21 protein-coding genes and 1 pseudogene are annotated in these 25,088 nt (G+C 64.1%); 13 read left to right on the forward strand and 9 right to left on the reverse strand.

All coding sequences use genetic code 11. From position 1 onward, the window contains the following. Positions 1–186 precede the first annotated feature (186 nt). From CRT60_RS14725 to CRT60_RS14760, 8 genes and pseudogenes are all read left to right on the forward strand, one after another. The gene (locus CRT60_RS14725) at positions 187–1,101 is read left to right on the forward strand and encodes an alpha/beta fold hydrolase (protein ID WP_098737176.1); all 915 of its coding nucleotides are present in this window, start codon (positions 187–189) and stop codon (positions 1,099–1,101) included. A gap of 34 nt (positions 1,102–1,135) precedes the next feature. Then, entirely contained in the window at positions 1,136–2,392 is a 1,257-nt protein-coding gene (gene torT, locus CRT60_RS14730; RefSeq protein WP_098737177.1) for a TMAO reductase system periplasmic protein TorT, read from the forward strand. 98 nt (positions 2,393–2,490) lie between these two features. Beyond that, positions 2,491–3,966: a sugar ABC transporter ATP-binding protein gene (locus CRT60_RS14735; protein ID WP_161958058.1), complete on the forward strand. Its 1,476-nt coding sequence runs from the start codon at positions 2,491–2,493 to the stop codon at positions 3,964–3,966. Then, on the forward strand, positions 3,963–4,994 hold the full coding sequence (locus tag CRT60_RS14740) for an ABC transporter permease (protein WP_098737179.1): 1,032 nt from the start codon (positions 3,963–3,965) through the stop codon (positions 4,992–4,994). Before CRT60_RS14735 ends, CRT60_RS14740 begins: the two co-directional genes overlap by 4 nt. Positions 4,995–5,184: 190 nt before the next feature. Further along, positions 5,185–6,519, forward strand: coding sequence for an MFS transporter (locus CRT60_RS14745; protein ID WP_098737180.1), 1,335 nt, complete (start codon positions 5,185–5,187; stop codon positions 6,517–6,519). A gap of 146 nt (positions 6,520–6,665) precedes the next feature. Then, positions 6,666–8,054, forward strand: a complete 1,389-nt coding sequence (locus CRT60_RS14750) for an amidase (protein WP_244592509.1) — start codon at positions 6,666–6,668, stop codon at positions 8,052–8,054. A gap of 265 nt (positions 8,055–8,319) precedes the next feature. Next, a complete protein-coding gene (locus CRT60_RS14755) occupies positions 8,320–9,207 on the forward strand; it encodes an MBL fold metallo-hydrolase (RefSeq protein WP_098737182.1) in 888 nt (295 codons plus the stop codon). A gap of 200 nt (positions 9,208–9,407) precedes the next feature. Further along, positions 9,408–9,755: pseudogene (locus CRT60_RS14760) on the forward strand (transposase); the annotation flags it as partial. 43 nt (positions 9,756–9,798) lie between these two features. Here the strand turns inward: CRT60_RS14760 and CRT60_RS14765 are convergent. From CRT60_RS14765 to CRT60_RS14790, 6 genes are all read right to left on the reverse strand, one after another. Further along, on the reverse strand, positions 9,799–10,836 hold the full coding sequence (locus CRT60_RS14765) for an ATP-binding protein (RefSeq protein WP_244592510.1): 1,038 nt from the start codon (positions 10,834–10,836) through the stop codon (positions 9,799–9,801). Between the two features lie 38 nt (positions 10,837–10,874). Next, positions 10,875–11,564 carry a response regulator gene (locus CRT60_RS14770; RefSeq protein ID WP_098737184.1) on the reverse strand — a complete coding sequence of 230 codons (690 nt, stop codon included), beginning with the start codon at positions 11,562–11,564 and terminating at the stop codon, positions 10,875–10,877. Between the two features lie 108 nt (positions 11,565–11,672). After that, entirely contained in the window at positions 11,673–13,118 is a 1,446-nt protein-coding gene (locus CRT60_RS14775) for an efflux transporter outer membrane subunit (protein WP_098737185.1), read from the reverse strand. Next, positions 13,115–14,116 carry an efflux RND transporter periplasmic adaptor subunit gene (locus tag CRT60_RS14780; protein WP_098737186.1) on the reverse strand — a complete coding sequence of 334 codons (1,002 nt, stop codon included), beginning with the start codon at positions 14,114–14,116 and terminating at the stop codon, positions 13,115–13,117. The genes CRT60_RS14775 and CRT60_RS14780 overlap by 4 nt, the downstream gene beginning before the upstream one ends. After that, on the reverse strand, positions 14,103–14,852 hold the full coding sequence (locus CRT60_RS14785) for an ABC transporter ATP-binding protein (RefSeq protein WP_098737187.1): 750 nt from the start codon (positions 14,850–14,852) through the stop codon (positions 14,103–14,105). Before CRT60_RS14785 ends, CRT60_RS14780 begins: the two co-directional genes overlap by 14 nt. Before the next feature lie 10 nt (positions 14,853–14,862). Then, complete coding sequence (locus tag CRT60_RS14790; protein ID WP_098737188.1) at positions 14,863–15,990, reverse strand: ABC transporter permease; 1,128 nt, start codon at positions 15,988–15,990, stop codon at positions 14,863–14,865. 233 nt (positions 15,991–16,223) lie between these two features. On the opposite strand from CRT60_RS14790, the gene CRT60_RS14795 reads away from it, so the two are divergent. From CRT60_RS14795 to CRT60_RS14805, 3 genes are read left to right on the forward strand one after another with little or no spacing between them, the layout of a single operon-like run. Beyond that, the gene (locus tag CRT60_RS14795; RefSeq protein WP_098737189.1) at positions 16,224–17,408 is read left to right on the forward strand and encodes an SDR family oxidoreductase; all 1,185 of its coding nucleotides are present in this window, start codon (positions 16,224–16,226) and stop codon (positions 17,406–17,408) included. Further along, positions 17,405–17,746, forward strand: coding sequence for a DMT family transporter (locus CRT60_RS14800; protein WP_098737190.1), 342 nt, complete (start codon positions 17,405–17,407; stop codon positions 17,744–17,746). Before CRT60_RS14795 ends, CRT60_RS14800 begins: the two co-directional genes overlap by 4 nt. A gap of 40 nt (positions 17,747–17,786) precedes the next feature. Beyond that, a complete protein-coding gene (locus tag CRT60_RS14805; RefSeq protein WP_193548433.1) occupies positions 17,787–18,209 on the forward strand; it encodes a hypothetical protein in 423 nt (140 codons plus the stop codon). A gap of 31 nt (positions 18,210–18,240) precedes the next feature. Here CRT60_RS14805 and CRT60_RS14810 read toward each other — a convergent pair whose 3' ends face one another. The 3 genes from CRT60_RS14810 to CRT60_RS14825 form a co-directional block, all read right to left on the reverse strand. Further along, positions 18,241–18,864, reverse strand: coding sequence for a TetR/AcrR family transcriptional regulator (locus CRT60_RS14810; RefSeq protein WP_244592574.1), 624 nt, complete (start codon positions 18,862–18,864; stop codon positions 18,241–18,243). Between the two features lie 47 nt (positions 18,865–18,911). Further along, positions 18,912–19,490, reverse strand: coding sequence for a TetR/AcrR family transcriptional regulator (locus CRT60_RS14815; protein ID WP_098737191.1), 579 nt, complete (start codon positions 19,488–19,490; stop codon positions 18,912–18,914). A gap of 359 nt (positions 19,491–19,849) precedes the next feature. Then, positions 19,850–20,665 carry an oxidoreductase gene (locus CRT60_RS14825; protein ID WP_098737192.1) on the reverse strand — a complete coding sequence of 272 codons (816 nt, stop codon included), beginning with the start codon at positions 20,663–20,665 and terminating at the stop codon, positions 19,850–19,852. 157 nt (positions 20,666–20,822) lie between these two features. Here CRT60_RS14825 and CRT60_RS14830 point away from each other — a divergent pair, with 157 nt between their 5' ends. Both CRT60_RS14830 and CRT60_RS14835 read left to right on the forward strand, forming a co-directional pair. After that, positions 20,823–21,947 (forward strand): efflux RND transporter periplasmic adaptor subunit, encoded by a 1,125-nt coding sequence (locus CRT60_RS14830; RefSeq protein ID WP_098737193.1) that lies wholly within the window; start codon positions 20,823–20,825, stop codon positions 21,945–21,947. Continuing rightward, the gene (locus tag CRT60_RS14835) at positions 21,947–25,039 is read left to right on the forward strand and encodes an efflux RND transporter permease subunit (protein WP_098737194.1); all 3,093 of its coding nucleotides are present in this window, start codon (positions 21,947–21,949) and stop codon (positions 25,037–25,039) included. The genes CRT60_RS14830 and CRT60_RS14835 overlap by 1 nt, the downstream gene beginning before the upstream one ends. The last annotated feature ends 49 nt before the right edge of the window (positions 25,040–25,088 follow it).

A 25,088-nucleotide genomic window follows, 5' to 3' on the forward strand; every position in this document is an offset into this window, starting at 1 on the left:
CCGGGCATCGCCGCGTGAGGCCAAATCCTCGGCCACTTTGCGGGTCGTCATTGATCCCGCACAAGAGACGCAACGAACCGCAATTCGTGCTGCCACACTCCGCAATCCTCGAAAGGGCCGGCGGCGCGATCGGTGTTATTTAATCTCGGAGTTCATCTGAACCAGACCGAATAACCCGAGGCATCAATGACAAAATTCCAGACTATCGACGTCCCACACTTGGGCGGTTCGAAGATCGGCTGCAGAACCGCCACAGACTACGATCCCCGGCTTCCGACCCTGGTAATGATCAATTCATTCACGACCTCATCGGAGCTGTACCGGCGTCAATTCGCCGATGCGAATCTGACCGGCAAGGTCAATCTCCTCGCACTCGAGCCGTACGGGCATGGAGCGACGCGAACGGCAAGCGAGCAATTCACCTATTGGGACAGTGCGATCGCAAACATCCAGGTTCTCGATCGCCTTGGAATCAAGTCTGCGTTCGTCCTGGGCACGTCGCAGGGTGGTTGGATCGCCATGCGGATGGCCCTTCTTGCCCCTTCGAAAATCGATGGCGTCATCCCCCTGGGCACGTCGATGGACTGCGAAAGTGCCGCGAGCCGGGACCTCGGATGCTGGGACGCCCCCGCTTTCTGCGATCCTTGGATCGCCGACCTGGCGACGGAGGTGGATTCGGCGTGGGCGCCATCGGATCAATATTGCAACGATCTCATCGATCCGGCCTTCGGTGTCAACATCGACCAGGAGACGCGTGCCTTCTGGACGTCTCGACTGAAGGAAAACTACAAGGGCGACGACGGCCGCAGCCGTCTGCGCATGTGTACCATAAACCTTCGCGACCGGGACGGTCTGCGCGGGCGGCTTGACGGTGTCGTGAGCCCGGTGCTGTGGCTGCATGGAACCGAAGACGTCGTGTATTCCGTCTCGCACGCGCAGAAAGAAGCGAAGCTGTTCCCCCGTGCGAAAAGCGTGTCGTTCAAGGCCATCGAGGGCGGACATCACTTCCTGAGCGCGACGAATCCCGAAGAGGTCAACCAGGAAGCCCTGACGTTCATCCAGAAATACTGGAGCGGCGAAGCCAGGCAGGCTGCGGAGTGATGCGCGGGCCCCGCCGGAAGCCCTGATCGGCGGCATGCTCAATCCTTGCCTCTGGTTGATGCATGAGCAGCGGGCCGCCTGGCCCGCAAGAGGCAAAGGGACTTCGCTCGCCCAGGCCGATACGGCCGGAAAGGAGCGTCACAACAAGAAAATGCTGGAAAACAGGACTTCAACGACTGGAGAGGGAGCAATGACCTCAAACATTCTGCATGCGGCGATTTTTCTCGGAACAACGGCGATATGCCATCAAGCTGTCTCAGCCGGTGTCGCCTTCGCGGAAGAACCATCCGCCATCTTCTCGAAGCCGATCAAAATATTCATCCCCGACAAGAGCGACGTCAAAACGGTGTCGGAGTCGGTCTGGCATCCCCCGGCGAAAGCCGAAAAGAAAAGCTATGTTTGCGTCAGCTTCCCGACGATGCAGGACCCTTACTGGATTGCGGCCAATTACGGGATCGTCACTGAAGCAAAACGTCTCGGCGTGCAGGTGGACATCCTGAACGCCGGCTCGTTCAGCAATCTGAGCGCCCAGGTCAACCAGCTGAACGACTGCGCAGCCAAGGGAGCCGATGCCGTGCTGGTGGCCCCGATCAGCGCAGAGGGCGTGTCTTCGGCGGTGTCCTCTCTTAAGAAGAGCGGTATTCCCGTCATCAACATCATTCCTCGGATCGCCGCCGCCGACAATCTCATGGGCCGTTCGACTTTGGACTATTACCAGGTCGGAATCGCGAGTGCGAAATATCTCAGGGAAAGCATTGGGGACGCAGCTGTCAAAGTGGCGCTCCTTCCCGGCCCCGCCGGCGCAGACTGGGCGGCGCGCACGCTCGAAGGATTCAAAGTCGGGATTGCCGATTCAAAGATTGAAATCGTCGCGGTCAAGTACGGCGACACCGACAAGAACACGCAATACAATCTCGTTGCAGATACCCTGAACGCCTTCCCGGACCTGAACTGGGTCATCGGCAACGCCGTCGCCGCGGACGCCGCAAGCGGTGCTGTGAAAGCGGCCGGCCTCTCGGGCAAGGTCAAGATCGGATCGACCTATCAGACGGGACCCGTCAGAGACGGCATCGAGAAAGGCGATATCGAGTGGGCGCTCAGCGACAATGTCGCATTGATGGCGTCGATCGGGCTTGATATGGCGGTCAAGGCGGTCGACGGCACTTTGGAGCCGGGTACCGAGGTGTGGCCTGTTCCGCGGAAGCTGACGAAAGACAACGCCGCTTCCGACGCAGCAATGGCCGGTTTCGCTCCAAACGGCTTCAAGCCGGTGTTTTCGGTGCGGCCATGATGGCGGGCGGATTTCAACGATCGGCCCCCGTCCCTGACCCTTGTCCCGGTGCTCTCCTCGAAGCGTGCGACATAGAGAAGAGCTTTCCCGGCGTACGCGTGCTCGACGGCGTTTCATTGGATGTGCGAGCGGGCGAGGTCCATGTCCTGTTCGGCGAAAACGGCGCCGGAAAATCCACTCTGGTGAACATCATCCTCGGAAACTACGCGCCCGAGGGTGGCACGGTCCGTTTCGATGGAAAGGTCCTGCCGGCGGGATCGCCACGCGCGGCGCGTGATGCCGGAATCAGCGTGGTTTTTCAGGAATTGAGTCTGATTCCGACCCTTTCCGCTTGCGCCAATATCTTTCTTGGACGGGAAAAGCGACAGTCGGCATTGCTCGATGAAGGCGCCATGTCGAGGGAAGCCGCGGCGATTTTTGCTCGGCTCGGCATCGCAATCGATCCGCAGGCTCCGGTTGCCGGCCTCTCGCGCGCCGAACAGCAGATGGTCGAGATCGCCAAGGCGCTGCAGAACGATCCCCGGCTTCTGATCCTCGATGAACCGACCACCGCCTTCACCGATGTCGAAACCCAAAGACTGTTCGCGATCGTAGCGGAACTCAAGCGCCTCGGTGTCGGCATCATCTACATCACCCACCGCATGGCGGAGATCCAGGCAATCGGAGACCGCATCAGCATATTGCGTGACGGTCGCCGCATCGCCACCAAGCTCGTGTCGGAAACGGATGAAGATGAACTCATCCAGCTCATGACCGGCCGTGAGACGCTGAATGTCTACCCGACAATCGCTTTCAAACCGGCGGATGAAGCCATCGCACTGGAAGGGGCAAGCGCCGCGTCGGGGCGTTTCCAGAATGTGTCGATCAGCGTCCGCGCCGGTGAGATTGTCGGCATAGCCGGGTTGGTCGGTTGCGGCAAGTCGGCGGTCGGTCGCAGCCTGTTCGGCGAAGAGCGGCTGGCGGCCGGCCAGGTGAAGCTTTTTGGCAAGTCTCTGCGATCCCCATCGCCTCAATCGATGCTCGATGCCGGGGTCGTCTACCTGCCGCCCGACAGACGCAGGCAAGGACTCGTTCTCAACAGATCGGTTCGGGAGAATGCGACACTCTCGTGCCTCAACCTGCGGTCTTTTGCTTTCGGGCAATGGCTGAGGAAGAAATCCGAAGACGACGCGGTGCAGCGGGTTCTGAACCGCTTGAACCTCAGCCCGCCACTTCTCGATCGGAACGTTTCGGCATATTCCGGAGGCAATCAGCAGAAGGTCGTTTTCGCCAGGGCATTCTTGCGTGAAACGAAGGTTCTCATCGTCGACGAGCCGACGGTCGGTGTGGATGTGGGAGCCAGGCTCGAGTTTTACGGGATTCTCAAGCAGTTGTGCGAGGCGGGGGCCGCCATCCTTCTCATATCATCGGACCTCCCGGAAATCCTTCACCTCACGCACCGGACATACGTGCTGGCCTTCGGCCGACAGACCGCGGAGTTCCAGCAGGAAGAGATCAGCGAAGCGGCGATCTTATCGTCATTTTTCGCGGTCGGTCGGAAAGAAGGCGACATAAAGACAGGAGCGGCGGCATGACGCCTTTGCAGCAAATTTCCCGGCCGGCCCAACCGTTTGCTCTGCGCCGCGTTGCTGACCGGATGCTTTCGCGCCTCAAAACGACCGGCATCATCAGCGTGCTTGTTCTTGTGGTGTTTGCTTTCTTTGCCGTGGCGAATTCCCGGTTCACGAACAGCAATAACCTCATCAATATCCTGAATCAGTCCTCATACCTGATGATCGTCTCGCTCGGGCAGGGTCTGGTTCTGATCAGCGGAGGTTTCGACCTGGCGGTGGCCGCTCTGCTCGGCCTCACGAGTGTGGTCTCGGCCACGCTGATGATCGCTCTGGCGGCCAATGGGGTCGATCTCCCGCTTGCCATCGCGATCTCCGTCGCATGCGGCTTATCGGTCGGACTGATACTCGGCATGGTGAACGGTGTCGCCGTCGCCTACCTGAATGTTCCATCGTTCATCGTGACTTTGGGCATTGCAGGAATAGCGGCTGGCGCAGGATACCAAATTTCCGGGGGTGCTCCGGTCACCGGTCTTCCCGAGGATTTCATAGCGGTCTTTGGAACGCCCGATCTTCGCAGCATTTCCACATCGGTCTACATTGCGGTTCTCTTCGCCGTCGCTCTGCATCTCACGATGACGCGAACGCGGGCGGGACGCTACATTTACGCTGTGGGCGGCAATCCTGTTGCTGCGCGATTGTCCGGCATCAATGTCAGGCGCCATATCGTTCTCGTCTTCATCACCAGCGGCATGCTGGCCTCGCTTGCCGGCATCCTCCTGAGCGCACGCGTATCGACCGGCGACACCAACCTGGGCGGAAATTTCGTCCTTCAATCCATCACCGCGGGCGTGCTCGGTGGAATTTCGCTTCGCGGAGGAGAGGGTACGCTTTTCGGTGCGGCCCTCGGCGCCCTCTTCATTGCCGTACTGAGCAACGGCATGAATTTGGAGAATATTTCCTCCTACTATCAGATGATCATCTTGGGTGGACTTCTTGTTCTGGCCGTCCTGGCGGAACAGCTGCGCCTCCTGATTTCGGGAAGACGATAGGGCAGATCGTCACCCTCATGCGTGCCGGCCGAAGTCGGTGCGTATGAATGATCACCGACTTTTTACCATATTTGTTCGAAACCACCTGAGGTTGTCCAGCGCAAACGGGCAATGGTGGATGGCGTTCGAATTCGCTCGGACCCAAGGCGGACCGATCGCATCGGTTTGCGGACGAGGATGGGAGACAACAATGAAACAGACAAAAAATGCAACGAACTGGAGGTCGCTGAGCGCAATCTCTGTCGGGAATGCGCTGGAGTGGTTCGACTGGACCTTGTATGCGACTTTTTCTGTATACTTGGCCAACAACCTGTTCGACAAATCCGATTCGCGATCAGCGATGCTATCCACGCTCGCAGTCTTCGCAGCCGGCTTCTTCGCGCGGCCGGTCGGCGGCCTCGTCTTCGGGCGGCTGGGCGATCGATTGGGCCGCAAGGGTGTTCTGGTCGCTACGATGCTGCTGTTGGCTTTCAGCAGCCTTGGAATTGCGCTCATTCCAACTTATGAAAACAGCGGATTGTTCTCGTCCTTTACCCTGCTGGTCTTCCGCATGTTCCAAGGCCTGGCCCACGGCGGAGAAACGGGCGTATCCTATACCTACGTGGCCGAAATCGCGCCCAGAAGACACCGTGGCCTGTGGTCGAGTTGCGTCTATGCTGGTGTCATCGTCGGTGTGATCGCCGCCACGCTCGTTGCGGCCGCCCTGACCGCGCTTCTGGATGCGGGCGCGATGAACAGCTACGGCTGGCGCATCGGCTTTGCGATCGGCGGCGTTCTCGGCATCTACGCCATCTTCATGCGGAAATCGGTAGAAGAGTCGCGCGTCTTCGAGCAACAGGAGAAGGTTGCCGAGAAGAAATTGTCGCGAGGCGACATGTTTCGCATCGCCCGCAACCTCGTCATGCTCAATTGCACGACGAACGTCGCTTACTACACCTGGGTGACGTTCGCACCCGCGACCGCAATTTCCAACGGCATGGATCCTGGCGGAGCCTATCGCGCCAGCTTGATCGCCATGGCCCTCTGCGTATTCTGGCTGCCGGTCTGCGGGATGATATCGGATCGCTTCGGGCGGAAACCCGTGATGGTCGCCTGGGGACTATCGGTCGTCGCGCTCACTTACCCCATTGCCACAATGGTCACGACGGAACCGCACACTCTGTTCTTCGCCCAGTTGATGGCGCTGGGGGCGTGGGGGTTGATTGCATCGATATTCCCCGCTGTGTTGTCGGAACAGGTCCCCACCCAGGCGCGGGCCCAGGGCGTTGGCTTCGTGTCCTCGGTTTCCGTGGCAATTTTCGGGGGAACAGCTCCCTATCTCAATGCTTACCTTACCGACATAGGGCAACAGAATCTCTATCACTACTACGTTATGTTCTTGGGGTTGGTGGCGATTGCCGCCGGATTGATCATCCGCGAAACGGCCGGAGTGGATCTCGCGGAAATCGGCACCTCCAGTGCGCGGGCCGATGGTACCGAAATTGGCGGTTCCAACATGCACGCGACCGAGCTGGCCGAACGGTAACTTCGTTCGTAGTGATGCCGAGATCTATAGCCCCATAGGTCTCGGTTTTGTCAATCCGAACAGCCTGACGTCCCCAAAAGTAAAGGAAGCGGCACATGTGCCAGAATCCAAATCAATCGTCTTCCCGATCCGGGGAATTATACGCGATGGATGTCGCAACGCTTTCCGCGGCCTATCGGAAGCGCGAGCTGTCCCCTGTGGAGGTCGTCTGCTCAGCGCTGGTGCGCGCGGAGGAAATCTCCCATTTGAACGCATTCACCTTTCTCGATTTCGACAGGGCGATGCGAGCCGCCGAAGCGTCAGAGCGTCGTTGGTGCAAAGGCGAACCGCGCTCGCCCATCGATGGCGTGCCGACGACGGTCAAAGACATCCTGCATGTCGAGGGCTGGTCGGTTCGTTATGGCAGTCGTGTGACGGATCCCGCCCCCTTCGAAAAAGACGCTCCGGCAGTTGAAAGGTTGCGGCAAGCGGGAGCGGTTTTCATCGGGCAAACCACCACCCCGGAATATGGATGGAAAGCCGTCACCGACAGTCCTGCGTTTGGCGTCACGAGAAGCCCCTGGAACCCGAAACTGACACCGGGTGGCTCGTCTGGCGGGGCCGCGGTTGCGGCGGCCTGCGGCGCAGGTGTGCTCCACGTCGGCACGGACGGTGGGGGATCGGTGCGAATCCCTGCATCCTTCACCGGGATCGTCGGACATAAGCCTTCCTACGGCAGGGTGGCGTTCGCTCCTCCGAGTTCCTTTGGCACCGTCGCCCACATCGGGCCAATGGCGCGCAGGGTCGCGGATGCCACGGTGATGCTGCAAATCATGTCAGGCAGGGATTTGCGCGACTGGACCCAGCCTCCCATGCCTTTTCCCGATCTCGATGTCTTCGAATACGGTTGGAAAGGAAAGCGGATTGGCTATTGGCGAACACCGTGCGTGGGAGATGTGGATGTCGAGGTGCTGAACGCCGTAGACGGCGTCATTTCCGATCTGCGGAGGGAGGGCGCGCACGTCGAGGAATTGCGTCTTCCCGATCAAGACGATCTGTTGGAAATCTATACACGGCATTGGTGCGTCGGTGCGGCGAACCGCCTTTCAACAATCGACTCCGGACGAATTTCGGAACTCGATCCGGGATTCGTCGCCGCAGCGCAAGTCGGCCAGAAATACAGCGGCGCTCAGAGAATGAATGCTGAAGCCGGCCGTAGCCGTTTCGGCAGTGCCATGGACGCTTTGCTTTGCGAGTATGATCTCATCGTTTCGCCGACCGTGCCGATCCTGCCGTTCGAAGCAGGGAGGAACGCGCCAGACGGCGACAAGCGGAGCTGGGTCGAGTGGTCGTCCTTCAGTTTCCCGATCAACTTAAGTCAACAGCCCGCCTGCTCGCTGCCTTGCGGTTTCAGTCATCAGGGGCTTCCAATCGGTCTTCAGATCATAGGGGCCAGAGGAGACGACAGGTCCGTTCTCAGCGCCGCACAAAGTTATGAAGCAATGTACCGGGACCGGTTCGTCCAACCCGGCGGTCGATGGTCCGTAGAGCACTGACAAGGCGATGGAAAGGCCCGAAAGGTCGCATTCTGTAACCCGGTGTTGGGGCTGGTCGGTGTGGCACGGCAACCCCGCGTTTTTGCCGGCGGAACGGAGCGTCAGAAGGTTTGCGGCACGCTCCGCCACCGAAGTGGGCAGTCAAAGGAAAGCATCGGAGCCTGAAGCTCCGTAACAATCCGGGGGTGGCGGGATCGCCGAACCTGGACTCCCGCCATGCACAGCAAAAACGTGTTCTGAGCGATTCAAATTATGGCAGGAGGAAATGATGTCGCGAAAGCCGCTTGGTCAGGTTCCTGGCATCTATCATCGCGCAATCGGTGATATCGTCGTAACCGCGATTTCCGACGGATATGCCGATGCAGGCATCGAACCTTTGAGGAATATCGATCTTTCTGAAGCTCTGCTGTTGTTCGAGGAAAAGCTTCGTCCGGTCAGACGGGCGTCGATCAATTGCTACCTCGTTCACTCGGAAGGACAGATCGCTCTGATCGATACCGGTTGCGGCCCTTATTTCGGCCCGACCGCCGGACAGCTTCAGCGAAATCTCAGCGCCATCGGCATCAGGAGCGATGAAATCGATGCAATACTTCTGACGCACATCCATCCAGATCATTCAGCGGGCTTGACGGACGTGGCAGACGGGCGTCGCATCTTCGCGAATGCCAGACTTGCGGTCCACCGGAACGAGTTGGCTCACTGGTTCGATGATGTCGAGATGGCCAAGGCAAGCGACCAGGACCGGCGCTTCTTCTTCGACACCGCTCGCGAGCAAGTCACCCCTTATAAAGACGTCGTTCAAGCTTTCGAAGGCCGCACGGAAGTATTCCCAGGTGTTCTGTCGAGGCCCTTGCTGGGGCACACACCCGGGCATTCCGGCTTCACGATCTCATCGAAGGGGGAAGAGCTTCTGATTTGGGGCGACACAATTCATATTCCCGAAATACAGATTTCCAGACCGGAAGTGACGCTCACATTTGACTGTGATCAGGAACTCGCCGCGGAGACGAGAAAAAAGCTCTTCGAAGAGGTTTCTGCGAGGAAAACTCTCATCGCCGGCTCCCACATTGATTTCCCCGGGTTTGCGCATGTCGTACAGCGGCGTGATGGCTATGATCTTTTGCCGGAGCCGTGGTCCTACACCATGCGTTAGGGTCCGGACCCATAAAGAGCCTTTCCTGAAGGGAACCGTTGTGATTCATGTGTGGACGACCGCCTCTGTGCAAGAAGAAAAGTGAAGTAAGTGGCGAAGTGGTCGGGTGCGGTCATGTGTCCGGCCTCCAGAGGTGCGGCGCCATTGACCGCGGGCCATGGTGAGATCCGCGGATCAGGTCCCAATCAACGTTGCGCGCGATGAGCGACGGTGAGTTCTGGTTGGCGGTGGAGCAGTTCGGACGGCTTGAGCCGCACCTTCCTCGCGACACCCGAGCCAAGCTGCGGGTGGACGATCACCGTGTGATCAGCGGAATCGTCCATGTGCTGAAGTCGGGCGGGCGCTGGGCGGATGCATCGCCGGTCTACGGCCCCCGCAAGACGCTCTACAACCGCTTCGTCCGCTGGGCGGCCAAGGGCGTACGGGAGGACATCTTCCATGCGTTGGCGGCGGGCGGCCCACCGGCCCAGGTGATGATCGACTCCACAGCGGTGCGCGCCCATCGTTCGGCGAGCGGCTGTAAAAGCACAAAACAACTCGCCTGCGGTGTGGGTGACGAGCGCCTGCAGGCCGCCGATCACGGTTCCATGGTCAGAGTTTGGGCAAGCGGATTTCGAACGTCACGCCCTGGGGCTCCGACGCCATGGCGACCGCGACGCCGCCATGGGCCTGCGCGATGGCCTGCACCACCGCCAGGCCCAGGCCGCTGCCGCCGCTCTCCCGCGACCGGGACGCATCGCTCCGCCAGAAGGCGTCGAAGACCCTGTACTCCGTCCCCTCCGGCAAGCCGGGGCCGTGATCGCAGACCCGCAGAATGGCATGGTCGCGCGTCACGCGGGTTTCGATGCGGACCTCGCAAGGGGCGGCGTAGCGCCGGACGTTGTCGAGCAGGGCGGTCAGGGTCTGACGGATGCGGGCGCCATCGCCGCGGATCACCACCGATCCCAGATCGACATGGACCGACACGCCGGCCAGCTGAAGCATGGGCGCGGTGACGGCCACCACCGAGGCGACTTCCTGGGCAAGGTCGATGGTCTCCAGCCTCAGCTCAAGGCGGCCGTTCTGCGCCAGGGTCAGAACCTTCAAATCGTCGACGATCCGGCTCAGCCCCTCGACCTGGACAAGCAGCCCCTGAAGCGACGGCGTGTCGGGTGTGAAGACGCCATCGACATAGCCCTGGATCTGGCCGCGCAGAATGGTCAGGGGCGTGCGCAGTTCATGGGCGATCGCGGCGTGCCACGCCCGCATTTCCGTTTCCGCCCGGTTCAGCTGCCCGGCCATATGGTTGAAGTCTTCGATCAGCTGGCGGGTTTCGGCGAAGGATGCTTTCGTCGGCGCGGCGCGTGCGCTCAGATCGCCGGCGGCAACCCGCCGGGCCGCCGTCGCGACCGCCTCCAGCGGCTGGATGAGCCGGCGGGCGAAACCCATCGCCGCAACGATCGCCCCTCCCAGTCCGATGGCCCACAGCACGAGGTAGGCGATCCATTCCGGCGGCGTCGGCCAGCTGCTGTCCGGTTCGGGAAGGCCCTCCAACCCCTCGGGTGCCCAAAACCGGAAATAGACGAACTCGTAGAACAGGAAGAACCCGGCGCACATGACGAAGAGCGCCAGCCCGGTCACGCCCGCCATGGATGCAACCAGCTGCCGGTTCAATGACTTGGCCGACTTCATGGAACGGTCGACAGCCGATAGCCGACGCCCCTGATGCTTTCGAAGAGAGTGACGTTTCCGGCGGCATGGAGCTTGCGCCGGATGTTGCTGGCGTGCGTGTCGATGGTCCGTTCCAGCGTGTTGCCTTCCGGCAGGCAGGCGTCGATCAGGTCGGCGCGGCTGAAAACGCGCGTGGGCTGGCGTGCCATATGCGACAGGATGCGGAACTCCGTCGCCGTCAGGTCGATGCGGACCCGGCCGTCGGTGCCTTCTACGACGACGGCATGGGCCGTCAGGTCGATTTCCAGCGGACCGACCCGCAGCACCGCGATGTCGCTCCGTCCCATGGCGCGGCGCAGGACCGCCTTGACCCTGGCAACCACCTCCAGCGGGTTGAACGGCTTGACGATGTAGTCGTCGGCACCGATCCGCAGCGCCTGAAGCTTGTCGAGATCCTCGTCGAGCGCCGTGACCATGATGACCGGTGTATCGCCGCGCCGTCTGATCGCCGCCAGAACCTCGTAGCCGTCGAGCTTGGGGATCTTGACGTCGAGGAGCACGATGTCGGGCTGCAGCTGATGATGCAGATCGAGGGCGATCTGCCCGTTCTCCGCACGGACCGTCCGCAGCCCCTCACGGTCGAGATACCCCGTGATGATCCGGGCGACGTCGGGCTCATCCTCCACGACCAACACCAGCACGCTCATTTCCAACTCCAGATTTCGGCCTTGAGGCTCATGGTAGCGCCGCTTTATGGACGTTCCGTGGAGAACGTGCAGAGACTGTCGTGCCGTTCGCAGAATGACGGGCCGGACTTATCCGGACACCGCCGGGCAGCCGCCCAGGGCGCGGTAGAGAGATGCGGCATTCTCCAGCCGCGCCCGCTTGGCGTCCAGCAGCGCCTGATCGGCGGCGAACAGGCTGCGTTCCACGTCCAGAACCTCCAGGTAGCCGACAGCACCGGCCAGATAGCGGTTCATCGTCATCGTGCGACGGCGTGCCTCCACCTCGCGCAGGGCGGTCCGGGCGGCGACATCGCGTTCCAGCGACGCCTGCCCGGCCAGGGCATCGGACACCTCGCGGAACGCTGTTTGGATGGCCCGTTCATACTCGATGACGGCCGAGCTTTCGCGCGCCCGCGCCAGATCCAGGCTGGCCTGGTTCCGCCCGCCGTCGAAGATCGGCAGGCTCACCTGGGGAACGACCTGCAACGCACCGCTGCCGGGGGTGAAGAGGCTGTTGAGTTGACCGGAGGCGACACCTCCCATTCCCGTCAGCCGGATGGAGGGAAAGAAGGCGGCGCGGGCGGCGCCGATCTGCGCGTTGGCGGCCTGGAGCCGCTGCTCCGCCGCGAGGATGTCGGGACGCGCCGTCAGCAGTTCGGACGGCAGGCCGGCCCGCGCCACCCCCCATCCAGCACCGAAGGCGGCGGCGGTGAAGGGCGGCGCATCCTCGGTTCCCGTCCTGTCGCCGTAGCCGGTCAGCAGGGCCAGGGCATGGCCTGCACGCGCGTGGACCAGCTGCTGCTCGATCAGGTCGGTGTCGGCCGCCCCGACCAGCGACCGGGCCTGCTCCAGCTCCAGCGGGGAGGAAACGCCGGCCGCGACGCGCCGCGTCAGCAAGCCGACCGCCGCCGTCCGCGACGCGGCGGCACGCCGCGCAAGCTCGACACGGGCCACCGCCGCGCGCTCCAGCACATAGCCCCGCACCACCTCGGCCACCACGCTGATCCTGGCCGCCCGCTGGGCCTGCTCCGTCGCCAGATACTCGTGCAGGGCCGCATCCGACAGGCTCTGGGCCTTGCCGAAGAAATCCAGCTCATACGCCGCCAGAGTGACGCCCACCTGATGAGCGGACTCATTGTTTCTCGCCGGATGGGTGGTCGTGCCCTCCAGGGCGACGGTGGGCAGGCGGGACGCCGATTGGATGCCATGCAGAGCCCGTGCCTCGACCACCCGTGCCGCCGCCAGTTTCAGATCGCGGTTGTGCGCCAAAGCCGAGGCGACAAGGCGCCTGAGCACGGGATCGGGGAATTGTGTGCACCAGGCCGTGCTTCGAAGGACGGATGCCGCTTCGCCTCCCGGCGCCGGCTGATTGGCCGACCGGGTGTCGGGCGACTGGGCAGCGACCGGGTAGCCGGTTGGGATCGGCGCTGCGGGCCGCTCGTAGAGGGGGGCCAGCGAACAGCCCGACACCAGGGCAACGGCGCAGACGGCGGCGAGGGTCGCAGCCCGGCGATGAGTCTTCGACGGAGCGGTCATCCCCGGATTTCCTTCGGAGTCCGCAGCGACGGCGTCTCCGGCCGTGCGTCGCCGGGAAGTGGGCGGGCGGTGAGGAACTTCGCAAGCCCGCGCTGTCCGATCAGGAAGCGTTGGCCGGCGCGGGCCGACAGGGCGACGACCACCTCCACCACGCGCTCGTCGACACGCTGCTGGGCATCGCTCGGGTCGATCTTCCTCTGCCCGAGGATCTCGCCGATGCGCAGAACCTCGCCGGACAGCGGCTCGGGCGTGCTGTCGAGCGTGACCGTCACCGGCTGGCCGGACTGGACCTGCCGCATCAGCCGCTCTTCGACATCGACGCGGAAGATGAAACGCTCGTTGGGCACCAGGGTGAACAGCGTCGAGACGCTGAGGGTCGAGGCACCGCTGCCCGGCCGGGCCTGGAGCCGGACGATCCGTCCATCGACCGGAGCCCGGATCTCGCGCTGGGCGATCTCCATGTCCGCCGTTGCCAGCCGTGCCTGGGCGAGGCGGATCGCCGCCTTGTGGACGGCCAGATCGGCCTCGGCCTCCTCCAGGCGGCTCTGGGCCTCGTCGACCAGCTTGACCGCTTCGGCCCCGTCCCGGCGCAGGCGGTCGAGCCGGTCGCGTTCGCGGCGCGCGGCGGCGGCACGGACCCGCAGAACAGCAAAGCGGGCTTCCGTTTCGGCAAGGGCGGCACGGGCTTCGTCCAGCGTGGCGCGGGCCGCCCGGTCGTCCTGCCGGGCCAGCAGGTCGCCGGCCCGCACGTCGGCGCCCTCCGACACGAAGATCGCGGAGATCACGCCGTCCCGCTGGGCGGCGATCTGGATCATGCCGCCTTCGACGTCGATCCGGCCGCGTCCGGCCGCCGCGACCGGCGCCTCCACCGACAGAATTTCCTGGTCTCCCGAACCAGGCAGTTCATCCGTCATTGCGGTGGAGACGGCCGCCACGACGCAGGATCCAATGGCGATCGCCGCCAGTCCGCCCAGCATCAGGCGCTTAGGACGCAGCATGTTCAATGTCCCGATGATGGAAGGTGTCAGGCGTTTCCGGCCGTTCGTCGCTCACGATCCGCCCGTCGTCGATGGTGACGATGCGGTCGGCATGGCCGACCAGACGGCTGTCGTGGGTCACGCACAGGACCGCCGCCCCATTGCGGTGGGCGATCCTGCGCAGGATGCGGATCACCAGATCGCCGTTGGTGCGATCCAGGGCGGAGGTCGGTTCGTCGGCGAACAGCAGGGTCGGCTGCTTGACCAGGGCACGGGCGATGGCCACCCGCTGTTTCTCGCCGCCGGACATGGCCGATGGCTTGAGATGGGTCCGGTCGCTCAACCCGACCTCCTTCAGGCTCTCCCATGCGCGGCTGTCGATGTCCGCCGCCGGGGCGCCGGTCAGCTGAAGAACCAGCCGCACCTGATCCAGGGCGCTCAAAGCGCCGAAGAGGTTGGGACTCTGGAAGATGAAGCCGCACTGCCGCAGGCGCACGGCGGTCAGGTTGGCCTCGCCGAGATCGGCAATCGGTTGGCCCAGAATGCTGACCGTGCCGCGGTCGGGACGCGACAGGCCGGCCAGCACGGCCATCAGCGTGGATTTGCCGGAGCCGGACGGTCCCATCAGGAGGGTCAGCTCGCCGCACCGCGCCGACAGGTCGATCCCCTTCAGGATGTCCATCCGGCTGTCGCCGCTGCTGTAGGATTTGTAAAGGCTCCGGGCGGAGAGCGCCGGCGTGTCCGAGGAAACGAGCATCGTTGTTCTCCTATCGCAGCAGATCGGCCGGTTCGCTGCGGTACAGCACCGACAGGGCGACCAGTCCCGACAGACAGGCGATGGCGGTGACGAACAGGGTGGTGATGCCGCCGAGCCACCAGGTCAGCACCAGCGGGATCCCCATGAACCAGGCCAGCCCGCTGAGAAGGCCGGCGATAGCGAACATCAGGAGGTTGCCGACAAGAGCGACCCACAGGGATTGTTCGACGACGATGGCGCGCAGCTGGCCGACCGTGACGCCGAGAGCGCGCAGCGTCGCATATTCCTTCAGCGAGGCGATCACCGCTCCGCGCAGGGTCTGGCCGGTCACGCCGACGCCGACCAGAAGCGCCAGCAGCATGGAGAAGCCGAACGAGGTTCCCGCCCCCGACTCCTCCAGCCAGAACAGGGCGGACTTTGCGGCCAGCTCCTCCGGCGTCGCGACGCCATAGGTCTGCACCCCGCCGGCGGCTTCCAAGTCCTGCCGGACCTGTTCGACATCGAAGCGGGGATCGAGCTTCAACAGGAAATAGGGAGGCCCGCTGCCGGTCCAGTCCGCGTTGATCCGCCGGAGCGATTCGGCCGAGGTGAAGACGAGCGGCATGAGATTGCTGCGGAATCCGCGAACGAAACCGCCGATGGTCACGCGCCTTCCGGCGATCTCCGCGGTGCCGCCGACGGTTGCCCCCAGCTTGGCCGCGTCGGCCTGGTCCACCAGCACCGTCTCGGGAGTCGACAGGACCGCCAGCGTGTCCGCCGCAATGCCGTCAAGCCCGCTGAGCGCGCCCGGCCGGATGTTGACCCCGACGATCATGACGTTCTGCCGCGCGCCATCCCCGGTCCGCCAGTCGGTGTATCCGAGACTCATCTCGTGAACATCCAGAACGGCGGGGTGCGACCAGAACAGCCCTTCGACACGGGCGGGAACGACGGTCGACTGGTCCCAGCTCTGGATGTTCGGGGCGGTGATCCACAGATCGGCCCTGGACCGCGTGAGCGGGAGCGTGAAGGCGTCGAGCTGGCCCAGCAGCAAGCCAACCTGGACCAGGATCAACAGACCGGAGAAGGCCAGCGTCAGGATCGCCGCGGCGAACCGCCTCCATTCATGCACAAGATTTTGTCGAGCAAGCGAAACCATCGAATGTCCCCGGGCTATCTGCCCGAACCAAGTGCCATCCGGTCGTGGAGGAACCGTCCATCGATTGTCGAGATTGTGCAGAGACGGGGGAGCAGCGGGGTGAACTGCGCGAGCCGACCCGGCCTTTATCGAAGCTCCATGAAATCTGCACGGAGCGATGGAAGGTTGACCGCCAAGCCGCAGTCGCCGCGGTGCGATGCGTGCGGCCATCTTCCCTCAAGGACTCGATACGGATGACCACTGTTCTTTTGACCGGCGCGACGGGCTTCATCGGCGGCGCCACTCTCGCTCATGGCCTCTCCCACGATCCGGGTTGGCATTGGATCTGTCTTGTGCGGGGCAAGGGGGAGGAGCAGGCCCGTGCCCGGCTTGCCGAAAACCTGGCCCGCTTCATGGGCGCCGATGCCGCCCGCAAGGCCATTCGGCGGGTCGAGATCGTCGTCGGCGACATCACCGTTCCGGCAAGCCTCGAAGACGGGCGTCTGGATGCCGTGACCCACATCCTGCATCTCGCCGCCGACACCTCCTTCCGTGCCCAGGAGCTTTGCCATCTGATCAATGTCGAGGGCACCAGGGCGCTGGCCGCACGGGCGCGGCGCATGCCGTATCTGCATCGCTTCCTCTATGGCGGAACCGCGATGATCTGCGGACGCAACCCGCCGCCGGTGGTCCGGGAATCCGACACGCCGGCCGAAGCGGCCCAGCACCTCGTTCCCTATACCCGGACCAAGGTCGCGGCCGAGACCATGCTCAGGCACGAGTTCGCCGACCTGCCCGTCGTGATGGTGCGCCCCTCCATCGTCACCGGGCACCGGACGCTCGGCTGCATCCCCAGCAGCAGCATCTTCTGGATGTTCCGTGCCGGCGACCGGCTGCGTCTGGTGACGGGCGAGCTGGCGGGCGGCATCGACGTGGTTCCGGTCGATTGGACCGCCGAGATTCTGGTCGGGCTTCTGGCCAGGCCGACGCTGGCTCATGACGTCTATCATCTTTCGGCCGGCGAGGCGAAGCGCACGAGCTGGGACAGCCTGGCCGCCGCGTTCGAGCGCTGCGATCCCCAGGGCGGCCCCCGTTGCTACAGCCGGTTCGACGATGGCGATTGGAAGACGCTGCGGGCACGGTTCCAGGCGGTCTTCGGTCTCGACCAGCCGATCAAGCTGGCGATGCTGCGGGCGATGCGCGCCTATTACCAGTTCAGCACGCTCGGCGTCGTCTTCGCCAACGAGCGGCTGACCGCGGAGGGCTTTTCCCTGCCGCCGACGCTTTCGGACTATCTGCCCGCCTGCCTGTCGGCCCCTGCCAACCTCTCGATTCTCGACCAGTTCGCCGACGATCTCGGCATGTTCGACGAAGCCCCCGTCAATCAGGAAAATTCGGTTCAGGAGAATTCGGCTCAGCCGAATTCGGTGGCGGCATGACCGCGGCCGGCGCCTATGGGCTTCTCGGCCTCGCGATCCTGGCGGAAATCACCGCCACGATCGCGCTGAAAGCCGCCGACGGGATGACGCGGGTGGGCCCGATGGTGATCGTCGCCGTCGGCTATGCCCTGTCCTTCTGGCTTTTGTCCGTGTCCCTCCAGCGTTTTCCCCTCTCGCTCGTCTATTCGGTCTGGGCAGGGTTCGGCATGGCCGGTGCCGCCATCGGCGGCTGGTGGCTGTTCGGCGAAGCGCTCGCCCCGTCGGCGCTGCTCGGCATCGCCGTCATCGCCCTGGGCGTCTTCATCCTCGCAAGCGCGATGGAACCGTCCGCGGCCTGATCGCCTGCGGCGCAACCGCTCACGTCCCTTCACAAATCTGATGCAGACGCGGTACACCAGCACGCGGACCGCCTGGCGCATCCATGGCGGCGAATGCGATGAACCCAAAGTCGCGTGCCGGTATCAGGTGTCCCTCCCCCTGCCGCCGGTCGAGAGACCGGCGCCGGCGCTGCTTGGCGGCTATCCTGCGTGGACCTACGTCCGCACCGAGGGGCTTACCGGCATTTCGCCGTCCTTCATCGACCGCCGGCCGTTTCAGGATGTGCGCCGGGCGACCTTCCCCGACATGGAGGTGCTGCGCAAGCTGTCCGCCCGGCTGCCGGCCTGGGTGGCGATCTACGTCGCCCCCAGGACCATGGCCTACCGGCATGAAGAAACCGGAGAGCCCGCTCTGCTGGGATACCCCGTGATCCTGCGCAGCGGCACCATCCACTATTTTGTCAAAAATCGCCCGCCCGGATAATCCTATCCGCTTCTTCTCTTTGTTTTGAAAATCAAAGATAAGTTTGCCCCTGACAGCCTCGCAGGAAGCGGGCGACCGCCTGCTGGGCAACGGCGGCGACATCTTCCCGCGAAACCGATTCGTATACACCCCATAGGCATCCCTCATGCAGTCCGGCTTCACAGAGAGCCCTGAAATGAGCGGCAGCGCCGGGCAATGCCAGAAGGTTCCAGCCGGGTACGTCGCTCCGCTCGGCCAAGCGCTGCAATATGGCTGCGATCCGACTTTCCGCGCGCCGAATTCCGCGCTCGTAGAAGATGCGGCCAATCCCCGGAAAACGACCGGTTTCAGCCATCACGAGGCGGGTCACGGCAAGCGCTGAAGGGGACAGTATCAAGTCCAGATAGGCGCGCGCCGTGTCCTCCAATACAGCCTCGGTTCCCTTTTCCTCCACCTGCACAGCGGCAAGGGCGGCCCAGGTCAAAGTCCCGACTTCCTCGACATAGGCTGCGAACAGCGCTGCCTTGGACGGGAAATAACGATAGAGCGTGCTTTTGGAGCCGCCCACCTCGGCGGCGATACCATCCATCGATGCCTCGGCATAGCCCTGTCGAAGAAAGGTCCGGCCGGCAATCGTCAGGATTGCGGTCCGCCGGACGGATGTACCTGCTGGCATGGTCAAGCACCCTCCGATCGACCGGTTCCCATTGTGGTCACGTCCATTCAGGCAGCTGCAATATTTCGAACTTGTGCAGCGGCCGTATCCAGAAAGGCCTGAGCAAGGCCGGGATCGTTGACGACACGCGAGAGCGTCAGCGCACCGACCATCAGGGAAAGAATCGCCATCGCCTTGCTTTTGAACTCTTCGCCCTGCGTTTCCGAAATCAGGCGTTCGAGGACGTCGAGATGCGTCCTGATCCCGGCTTCGAACGATGCTTTCACCGCGACGCCGTGTCTGGCGGCATCGGAACCGAGCGCGACGATCGGGCAACCGTCGGTCTTCTCCTCGCGGTGCCCGGCGCTGAGATAGAAGCCGATCACCGGGCCAAGCGGATCCTCCGGATTTGCGGTGGCTGCCGCCGTCCATCGGCAGTAGGCGCTTTCCAGCGCCCGCGTCGAAGCCTGAGCCGCCAGATCCTCCTTCGACTCGAACTGCTTGTAGAAGGCGCCCTGGGTCAGGCCTGCCGCCTCCATCAAATCCTTGAGACCGATGCCGTCGAAACCGTGCTCCCGAAAAAGACGGCTCGCCACGGTGATCACAGTCTGCCGGTTCTCCTCAGCCTGAACGCGACTCACACGCATGATATGCCCCTCTTTAGATTTCGATCAACCTCTATAGGAGATATGGATGACCGACACAATTCTCCACCCCGACCTACTCCGCAGGACGTCTCCGAGGTAGCGGATGGGACGCGTGATGCCGGCCCCAGGCACCACCCATCATCGCGGCGGCCGTCAGAAGTCCGTAAGATGCCGCTGCCAGGGCCGTGATCTGGAACAGGGTCGACAGCCCGGCATCGAACCAGATGACCGCCGCCCAGCCGATGAAGGCGGTACTTTGTAGGCGGGCACCGGGGCCGCCGGATCCTCCCGACGGGACAGGGCGGTCATGGGATCTCCTTCCTTGCAGCGGATGTGACGGGTTTGCTCCCGAAACGGGCTCAGACCGGCAGCCGCAGCATCTTGCGCAGGCTCTTGTCGAAGGCGGCGGCCGGGACGAATCGGCGCAGCAGGCTGACCTGCCGGGCGAGTTTCCCCGCCGGGTAGCGCTGCTTCGGTTCGGACACCGTCGCGGCCTTGACGATGGTTTCGGCCACGGCCTCGGGCGTGTCACCCTTCCTGATCGCGTCCTCGACGGCCACGGTCACGCCGGCAATCGCGGACGCATAGGCGCCGAGCGGGCGGTCCGGTTTGATGAGGTTCCCGTCGAACGAGGTCCGGGTATAGGCGGGCTCGACCAGCGTGACGCGGATGCCGAGCGTGCGCAGTTCATGGTCAAGCGATTGGGAGTAGCCCTCCACCGCATGTTTCGTCGCCGCGTAGAGCGCGAAATAGGGGGCCGGAATGAAGCCGTGCGCCGAACTGAGATTGATGATCCTGCCGCTTTTCTGGCGCCGCATGATCGGCAGCACGGCGTTGGTCATGCGGATGACGCCGAACATGTTCACGTCGAACAGCGCCCGTGCCTGGGCGACCGAGGACTCCTCCGCACCGCCGAAAAGCCCGACGCCGGCATTGTTGACCAGCAGATCGATGCGGCCGGCGTCGTCCAGCACCTCATCGACCAGGGCGGCCACGGAGGCGTCGTCGGTGACGTCGCAGGTCAGCATGGTGACGCCCTCGGGGCCCTTGGCATCCGCGTGACGGCTGGTTCCGAACACATCGAACCCTGCGGCTTGCAGGGCCTTGGCCGCCGCGTGGCCGATGCCGGACGACGCGCCCGTCACCAGGGCGATGCCGCGATCGATCTTTGCCATCGAACTCTCTCTTTCTTCCTTGTGTCGTGATCGGCCCCGGAAGCGCCGCCGATGGCGGTGCCGCCATGCGAGAGCGCCCCGATCAATTTAGATTGCGTTCGAACTCTATAACCAATATAGATGTCGTACGCAATCTAAATTGATCGGGGCGGCGGGCATGAAAAAGAAACCCATTGTCGTGGCGGGTGGCGTTCTGACGGCGGCGCTGGGCGCCGCCGTCGCCGTGACGCTTTCCATGCACACACAAGAGGCGTCGGCGGTGAGCGACCCCCGGCAGGAGGCGCCGGTCGTCCGGCTTGCCGCGGCGGTTCCGGTCGCCGAATCGGAGCGCGGCTTTACCGGAGTGGTCGGGGCGCGGGTGCAGAGCAATCTCGGCTTCCGCGTCCCCGGCAAGATCATCGAGCGGCTGGCGACGGTCGGGCAGCCGGTCAAGGCCGGCCAGCCGCTGATGCGCATCGACGAGACCGACCTGCGCCTCGCCCTCACGGCAAAGCGCAACGCGGTCGCCGCGGCGCGTGCAACGGCCGTGCAGACCCAGGCGGACGAGCGGCGCTACGCCAGTCTGGTCAACGACGGCTGGGCCACCCGGCAGCGTCATGAACAGGCGAAGGCCGCGCTGGACACCGCCAGGGCGCAGCTCGCCAGTGCGGAAGCCGATGCGCGGGTCGCCGAGAACGAGGCGACCTACTCGGTCCTGGTGGCCGACAGCGATGGAACGGTGGTCGAAACGCTGGGCGAGCCGGGACAGGTCGTCGCCGCCGGCCAGACCGTCGTCCGGATTGCCCAGGCCGGCCCGCGCGAGGCGGTGGTGGCGCTGCCGGAAACCATCCGGCCGCAGATCGGCTCTTCGGCCGAAGCCAGCCTCTATGGTGCCGCCGGGCAGCGCTACGGCGCGCATCTGCGCCAGCTGTCGGACGCCGCCGATGCCCAGACCCGCACCTACGAGGCGCGCTATGTGCTCGACGGTGACGCCGCCTCAGCACCGCTCGGCGCGACGGTCACCATCAGGCTGACCGGCCAGATGGCAAACCGGACGGGCCAGACGGACAACATGCAGGTGCCGCTGGGAGCCGTGCTGGACGACGGCCGGAAAACCGGTGTCTGGACCCTGGACCGCGCCAGCTCGACGGTGCGATTCCAGCCGGTCCGGCTGGTCCGGGTGAGCGGCGACACCGCCGTGATCTCCGGGCTTGGCCTCGGCGACCCGGTGGTGTCGCTCGGCGCCCATCTTCTCCAGGATGGGGCCGCTGTCAGGACGGCTTCCGAGAGCGGGGTCCAGTGATGAGCCTCAATCTTTCCGCCATCGCCGTCCGTGAACGGGCCGTCACCCTGTTCTTCATCCTCCTGCTGGCGGCGGGAGGCGCTTTCGCCTTCCTCATGCTCGGACGGGCGGAGGATCCCTCCTTCACCATCAAGACCCTGACGGTCACCAGCGTCTGGCCGGGCGCCACCGCGCGCGAGATGCAGGATCTCGTCGCCGAACCGCTGGAGAAGCGCCTTCAGGAACTGAGCTGGTACGACCGGGTGGAGACGACCACGCGGCCCGGCTACGCCTATATGACGCTGACGCTGAAGGACAGCACGCCGCCGGCCAGGGTACAGGAGGAGTTCTATCAGGCCCGCAAGAAGATGGGCGACGAGACGCGCAACCTGCCGCCCGGCGTGCTCGGCCCCTTCGTCAACGACGAATATTCCGACGTCAGCTTCGCCCTCTATGCGCTGAAGGCCAAGGGCCTGCCGATGCGCGAGCTGGCCCGGCAGGCGGAGACGATCCGCCAGGACCTGCTGCATGTGCCCGGCGTCAAGAAGGTCAACATCCTGGGCGAGCAGCCCGAACGGATCTTCGTCGAGTTCTCCTATGCCAGGCTGGCGACCCTCGGCGTGTCGGCCCAGGACATCATCGCCGCCTTGCAGCGGCAGAACACCGTCACGCCGTCGGGTTCCATCGACACCCAGGGACCGCAGGTCTTCATCCGGATCGACGGCGCCTATGACGGGGTGCAGGCGATTGCCGACACGCCCATCGCCGCCGCCGGACGGACGCTGAAGCTGTCGGACATCGCGGAGGTCCGCCGCGGCTACGAGGATCCGCCGACCTACATCATCCGCCACCAGGGCGAATCCACCGTCATGCTGGCGACGGTCATGCAGGAGGGCTGGGACGGCCTGGCGCTCGGCAAGGCGCTGGAGGAGCGGGCGGCCGGCATCGCGCGGTCGCTGCCGCTCGGGATGACGCTCGACAAGGTGACCGACCAGGCCGTCAACATCACCTCGGCGGTCGACGAGTTCATGATCAAATTCGCCATGGCGCTGGGCGTGGTGCTGCTGGTCAGCCTGCTCAGCCTCGGCTGGCGCGTCGGCATCGTCGTGGCCGCCGCCGTGCCGCTGACGCTCGCCGTCGTCTTCCTGATCATGCTGGAAACCGGCCGCTTCTTCGACCGCATCACGCTCGGCGCGCTGATCCTGTCGCTCGGCCTGCTGGTGGACGACGCCATCATCGCCATCGAGGTGATGGTGGTGAAGATGGAGGAGGGCGTCGACCGCATCAGGGCGGCGGCCTATGCCTGGAGCCACACGGCGGCACCGATGCTGTCCGGCACGCTGGTGACCATCGCCGGCTTCCTGCCGGTGGGGTTCGCGCGTTCGACCGCCGGCGAATATGCCGGCAACATCTTCTGGGTCGTCGGGTTTTCCCTCATCGTCTCCTGGATCGTGGCAGTGATCTTCACGCCCTATCTGGGCGTCAGGATGCTGCCGGCGATCAAACCGGTCCCCGGCGGTCACGAGGCGATCTACGGCACCCCGAACTACCGGCGCCTGCGGGGGATCATCAGCTTCGCCGTGCGCCACAGGTTCGTGACCTGCGGGGTCGTCGGCCTCGCCTTCGCCGCCGCCATCGTCGGCATGGGCGGCGTGAAGCAACAGTTCTTCCCGACCTCTGACCGCCCCGAGGTGCTGGTGGAGGTCCGCCTGCCGGAAGGCACCAGCATCGAGACGACGACGGCTTCGGTCGAAAAGATCGAACGCTGGCTGGCCGATCAGCCGGAGGCGAAGATCGTCACCAGCTATATCGGGCAGGGCGCTCCCCGCTTCTTCATCGCCCTGTCGCCCGAACTGCCCGATCCGGCCTTTGCCAAGATCGTCGTGCTGACGCCGGACGCCGAGACGCGCGAGGCCCTGAAGCACCGGCTGCGGCAGAGTGTGGCGCAGGGACTGGCGCCCGAGGCCTACGTGCGTGTCACCCAGCTCGTGTTCGGACCCTACACGCCGTTCCCGGTCGAATTCCGGGTGATGGGCCCCGATCCGGCAAAGCTCTACGACATTTCGGAAAAGGCCCTCGCCATCATGCGCAGCGTGCCCGATGTCCGGCAGGCCAACCGCGATTGGGGCAACCGCACGCCGGTGCTCCGCTTCACGCCCGACCAGGATCGCCTGAACCTCATCGGCCTCTCACCGGCCGAGGTCGGGCAGCAGCTCCAGTTCCTTCTCACCGGGATCGCCGTCACCCAGGTGCGCGAGGACATCCGCAATGTCCCCATCGTGGCGCGCAGCGCCGGCGGCGAACGCCTGGACCCGGCGCGCTTGGCCGACTTCTCGCTGACGAGCCGGACCGGCCAGCAGATCCCGCTCGACCAGATCGGCCATGCCGAGATTCGTCTGGAAGAACCCATGATGAAGCGCCGGGACCGGACGTCCGTCATCACCATCCGCTCGGACTACAACGAGGCGACCCAGCCGCCGGAGGTCTCCAAGCAGATCATGACGGCCCTTCAGCCGCTGATCGCCTCGCTTCCGGCCGGCTACCGCATCGACATGGGCGGATCGATCGAGGAATCCGTCAAGGCCAACACGGCACTCGGCAAGGTCTTCCCCGTCATGATCGCCGCCATGCTGGTCTTCATCATGCTGCAGGTGCGGTCCTTCTCGATGATGGCGATGGTCCTGCTGACCGCACCGCTCGGCGTCGTCGGCGTCGTGCCCATGCTGCTCGCCTTCAACCAGCCCTTCGGTTTCAACGCCATCCTGGGGCTGATCGGCCTGGCCGGCATCCTGATGCGCAACACGCTGATCCTGACCGAACAGATCAAGGAGAACCAGGCGGCCGGCCTCGACGATTATCACGCCGTCATCGAAGCCACGGTGCAGCGGACGCGGCCGGTGATCCTGACCGCCCTTGCCGCGGTGCTGGCCTTCATCCCCCTGACGCATTCCGTCTTCTGGGGGTCGATGGCCTACACGCTGATCGGTGGTACGGCGGTCGGCACGGTGCTGATCCTGCTGTTCCTCCCGGCTCTCTATGCGGCATGGTTCCGCATCAAGCCGGCGGCTGTCAGCGACACGTCAAGCTCCCATGCCCGTCTGGGAGTAATCTGATGGGCTTTCGAGGTGGTCGTTCGACAAGAGGGGCCACCTTATGGCTCGT

The organism is Azospirillum palustre (assembly GCF_002573965.1).
GTDB lineage: Bacteria > Pseudomonadota > Alphaproteobacteria > Azospirillales > Azospirillaceae > Azospirillum > Azospirillum palustre.

Bases quoted from the DNA above. Each gene is read 5' to 3' on its own strand.
- CRT60_RS14770 (WP_098737184.1), bottom strand. From the start codon at position 11,564: ATGAGCGTGCTGGTGTTGGTCGTGGAGGATGAGCCCGACGTCGCCCGG.
- torT (WP_098737177.1), top strand. From the start codon at position 1,136: ATGCTCAATCCTTGCCTCTGGTTGATGCATGAGCAGCGGGCCGCCTGG.
- CRT60_RS14800 (WP_098737190.1), top strand. From the start codon at position 17,405: ATGACCGCGGCCGGCGCCTATGGGCTTCTCGGCCTCGCGATCCTGGCG.
- CRT60_RS14830 (WP_098737193.1), top strand. From the start codon at position 20,823: ATGAAAAAGAAACCCATTGTCGTGGCGGGTGGCGTTCTGACGGCGGCG.
- CRT60_RS14790 (WP_098737188.1), bottom strand. From the start codon at position 15,990: ATGGTTTCGCTTGCTCGACAAAATCTTGTGCATGAATGGAGGCGGTTC.
- CRT60_RS14780 (WP_098737186.1), bottom strand. From the start codon at position 14,116: ATGCTGCGTCCTAAGCGCCTGATGCTGGGCGGACTGGCGGCGATCGCC.
- CRT60_RS14805 (WP_193548433.1), top strand. From the start codon at position 17,787: ATGCAGACGCGGTACACCAGCACGCGGACCGCCTGGCGCATCCATGGC.
- CRT60_RS14785 (WP_098737187.1), bottom strand. From the start codon at position 14,852: ATGCTCGTTTCCTCGGACACGCCGGCGCTCTCCGCCCGGAGCCTTTAC.
- CRT60_RS14825 (WP_098737192.1), bottom strand. From the start codon at position 20,665: ATGGCAAAGATCGATCGCGGCATCGCCCTGGTGACGGGCGCGTCGTCC.
- CRT60_RS14725 (WP_098737176.1), top strand. From the start codon at position 187: ATGACAAAATTCCAGACTATCGACGTCCCACACTTGGGCGGTTCGAAG.
- CRT60_RS14795 (WP_098737189.1), top strand. From the start codon at position 16,224: ATGACCACTGTTCTTTTGACCGGCGCGACGGGCTTCATCGGCGGCGCC.
- CRT60_RS14750 (WP_244592509.1), top strand. From the start codon at position 6,666: ATGGATGTCGCAACGCTTTCCGCGGCCTATCGGAAGCGCGAGCTGTCC.
- CRT60_RS14815 (WP_098737191.1), bottom strand. From the start codon at position 19,490: ATGCGTGTGAGTCGCGTTCAGGCTGAGGAGAACCGGCAGACTGTGATC.
- CRT60_RS14835 (WP_098737194.1), top strand. From the start codon at position 21,947: ATGAGCCTCAATCTTTCCGCCATCGCCGTCCGTGAACGGGCCGTCACC.
- CRT60_RS14740 (WP_098737179.1), top strand. From the start codon at position 3,963: ATGACGCCTTTGCAGCAAATTTCCCGGCCGGCCCAACCGTTTGCTCTG.
- CRT60_RS14755 (WP_098737182.1), top strand. From the start codon at position 8,320: ATGATGTCGCGAAAGCCGCTTGGTCAGGTTCCTGGCATCTATCATCGC.
- CRT60_RS14745 (WP_098737180.1), top strand. From the start codon at position 5,185: ATGAAACAGACAAAAAATGCAACGAACTGGAGGTCGCTGAGCGCAATC.
- CRT60_RS14765 (WP_244592510.1), bottom strand. From the start codon at position 10,836: ATGGCGGGCGTGACCGGGCTGGCGCTCTTCGTCATGTGCGCCGGGTTC.
- CRT60_RS14775 (WP_098737185.1), bottom strand. From the start codon at position 13,118: ATGACCGCTCCGTCGAAGACTCATCGCCGGGCTGCGACCCTCGCCGCC.
- CRT60_RS14810 (WP_244592574.1), bottom strand. From the start codon at position 18,864: ATGCCAGCAGGTACATCCGTCCGGCGGACCGCAATCCTGACGATTGCC.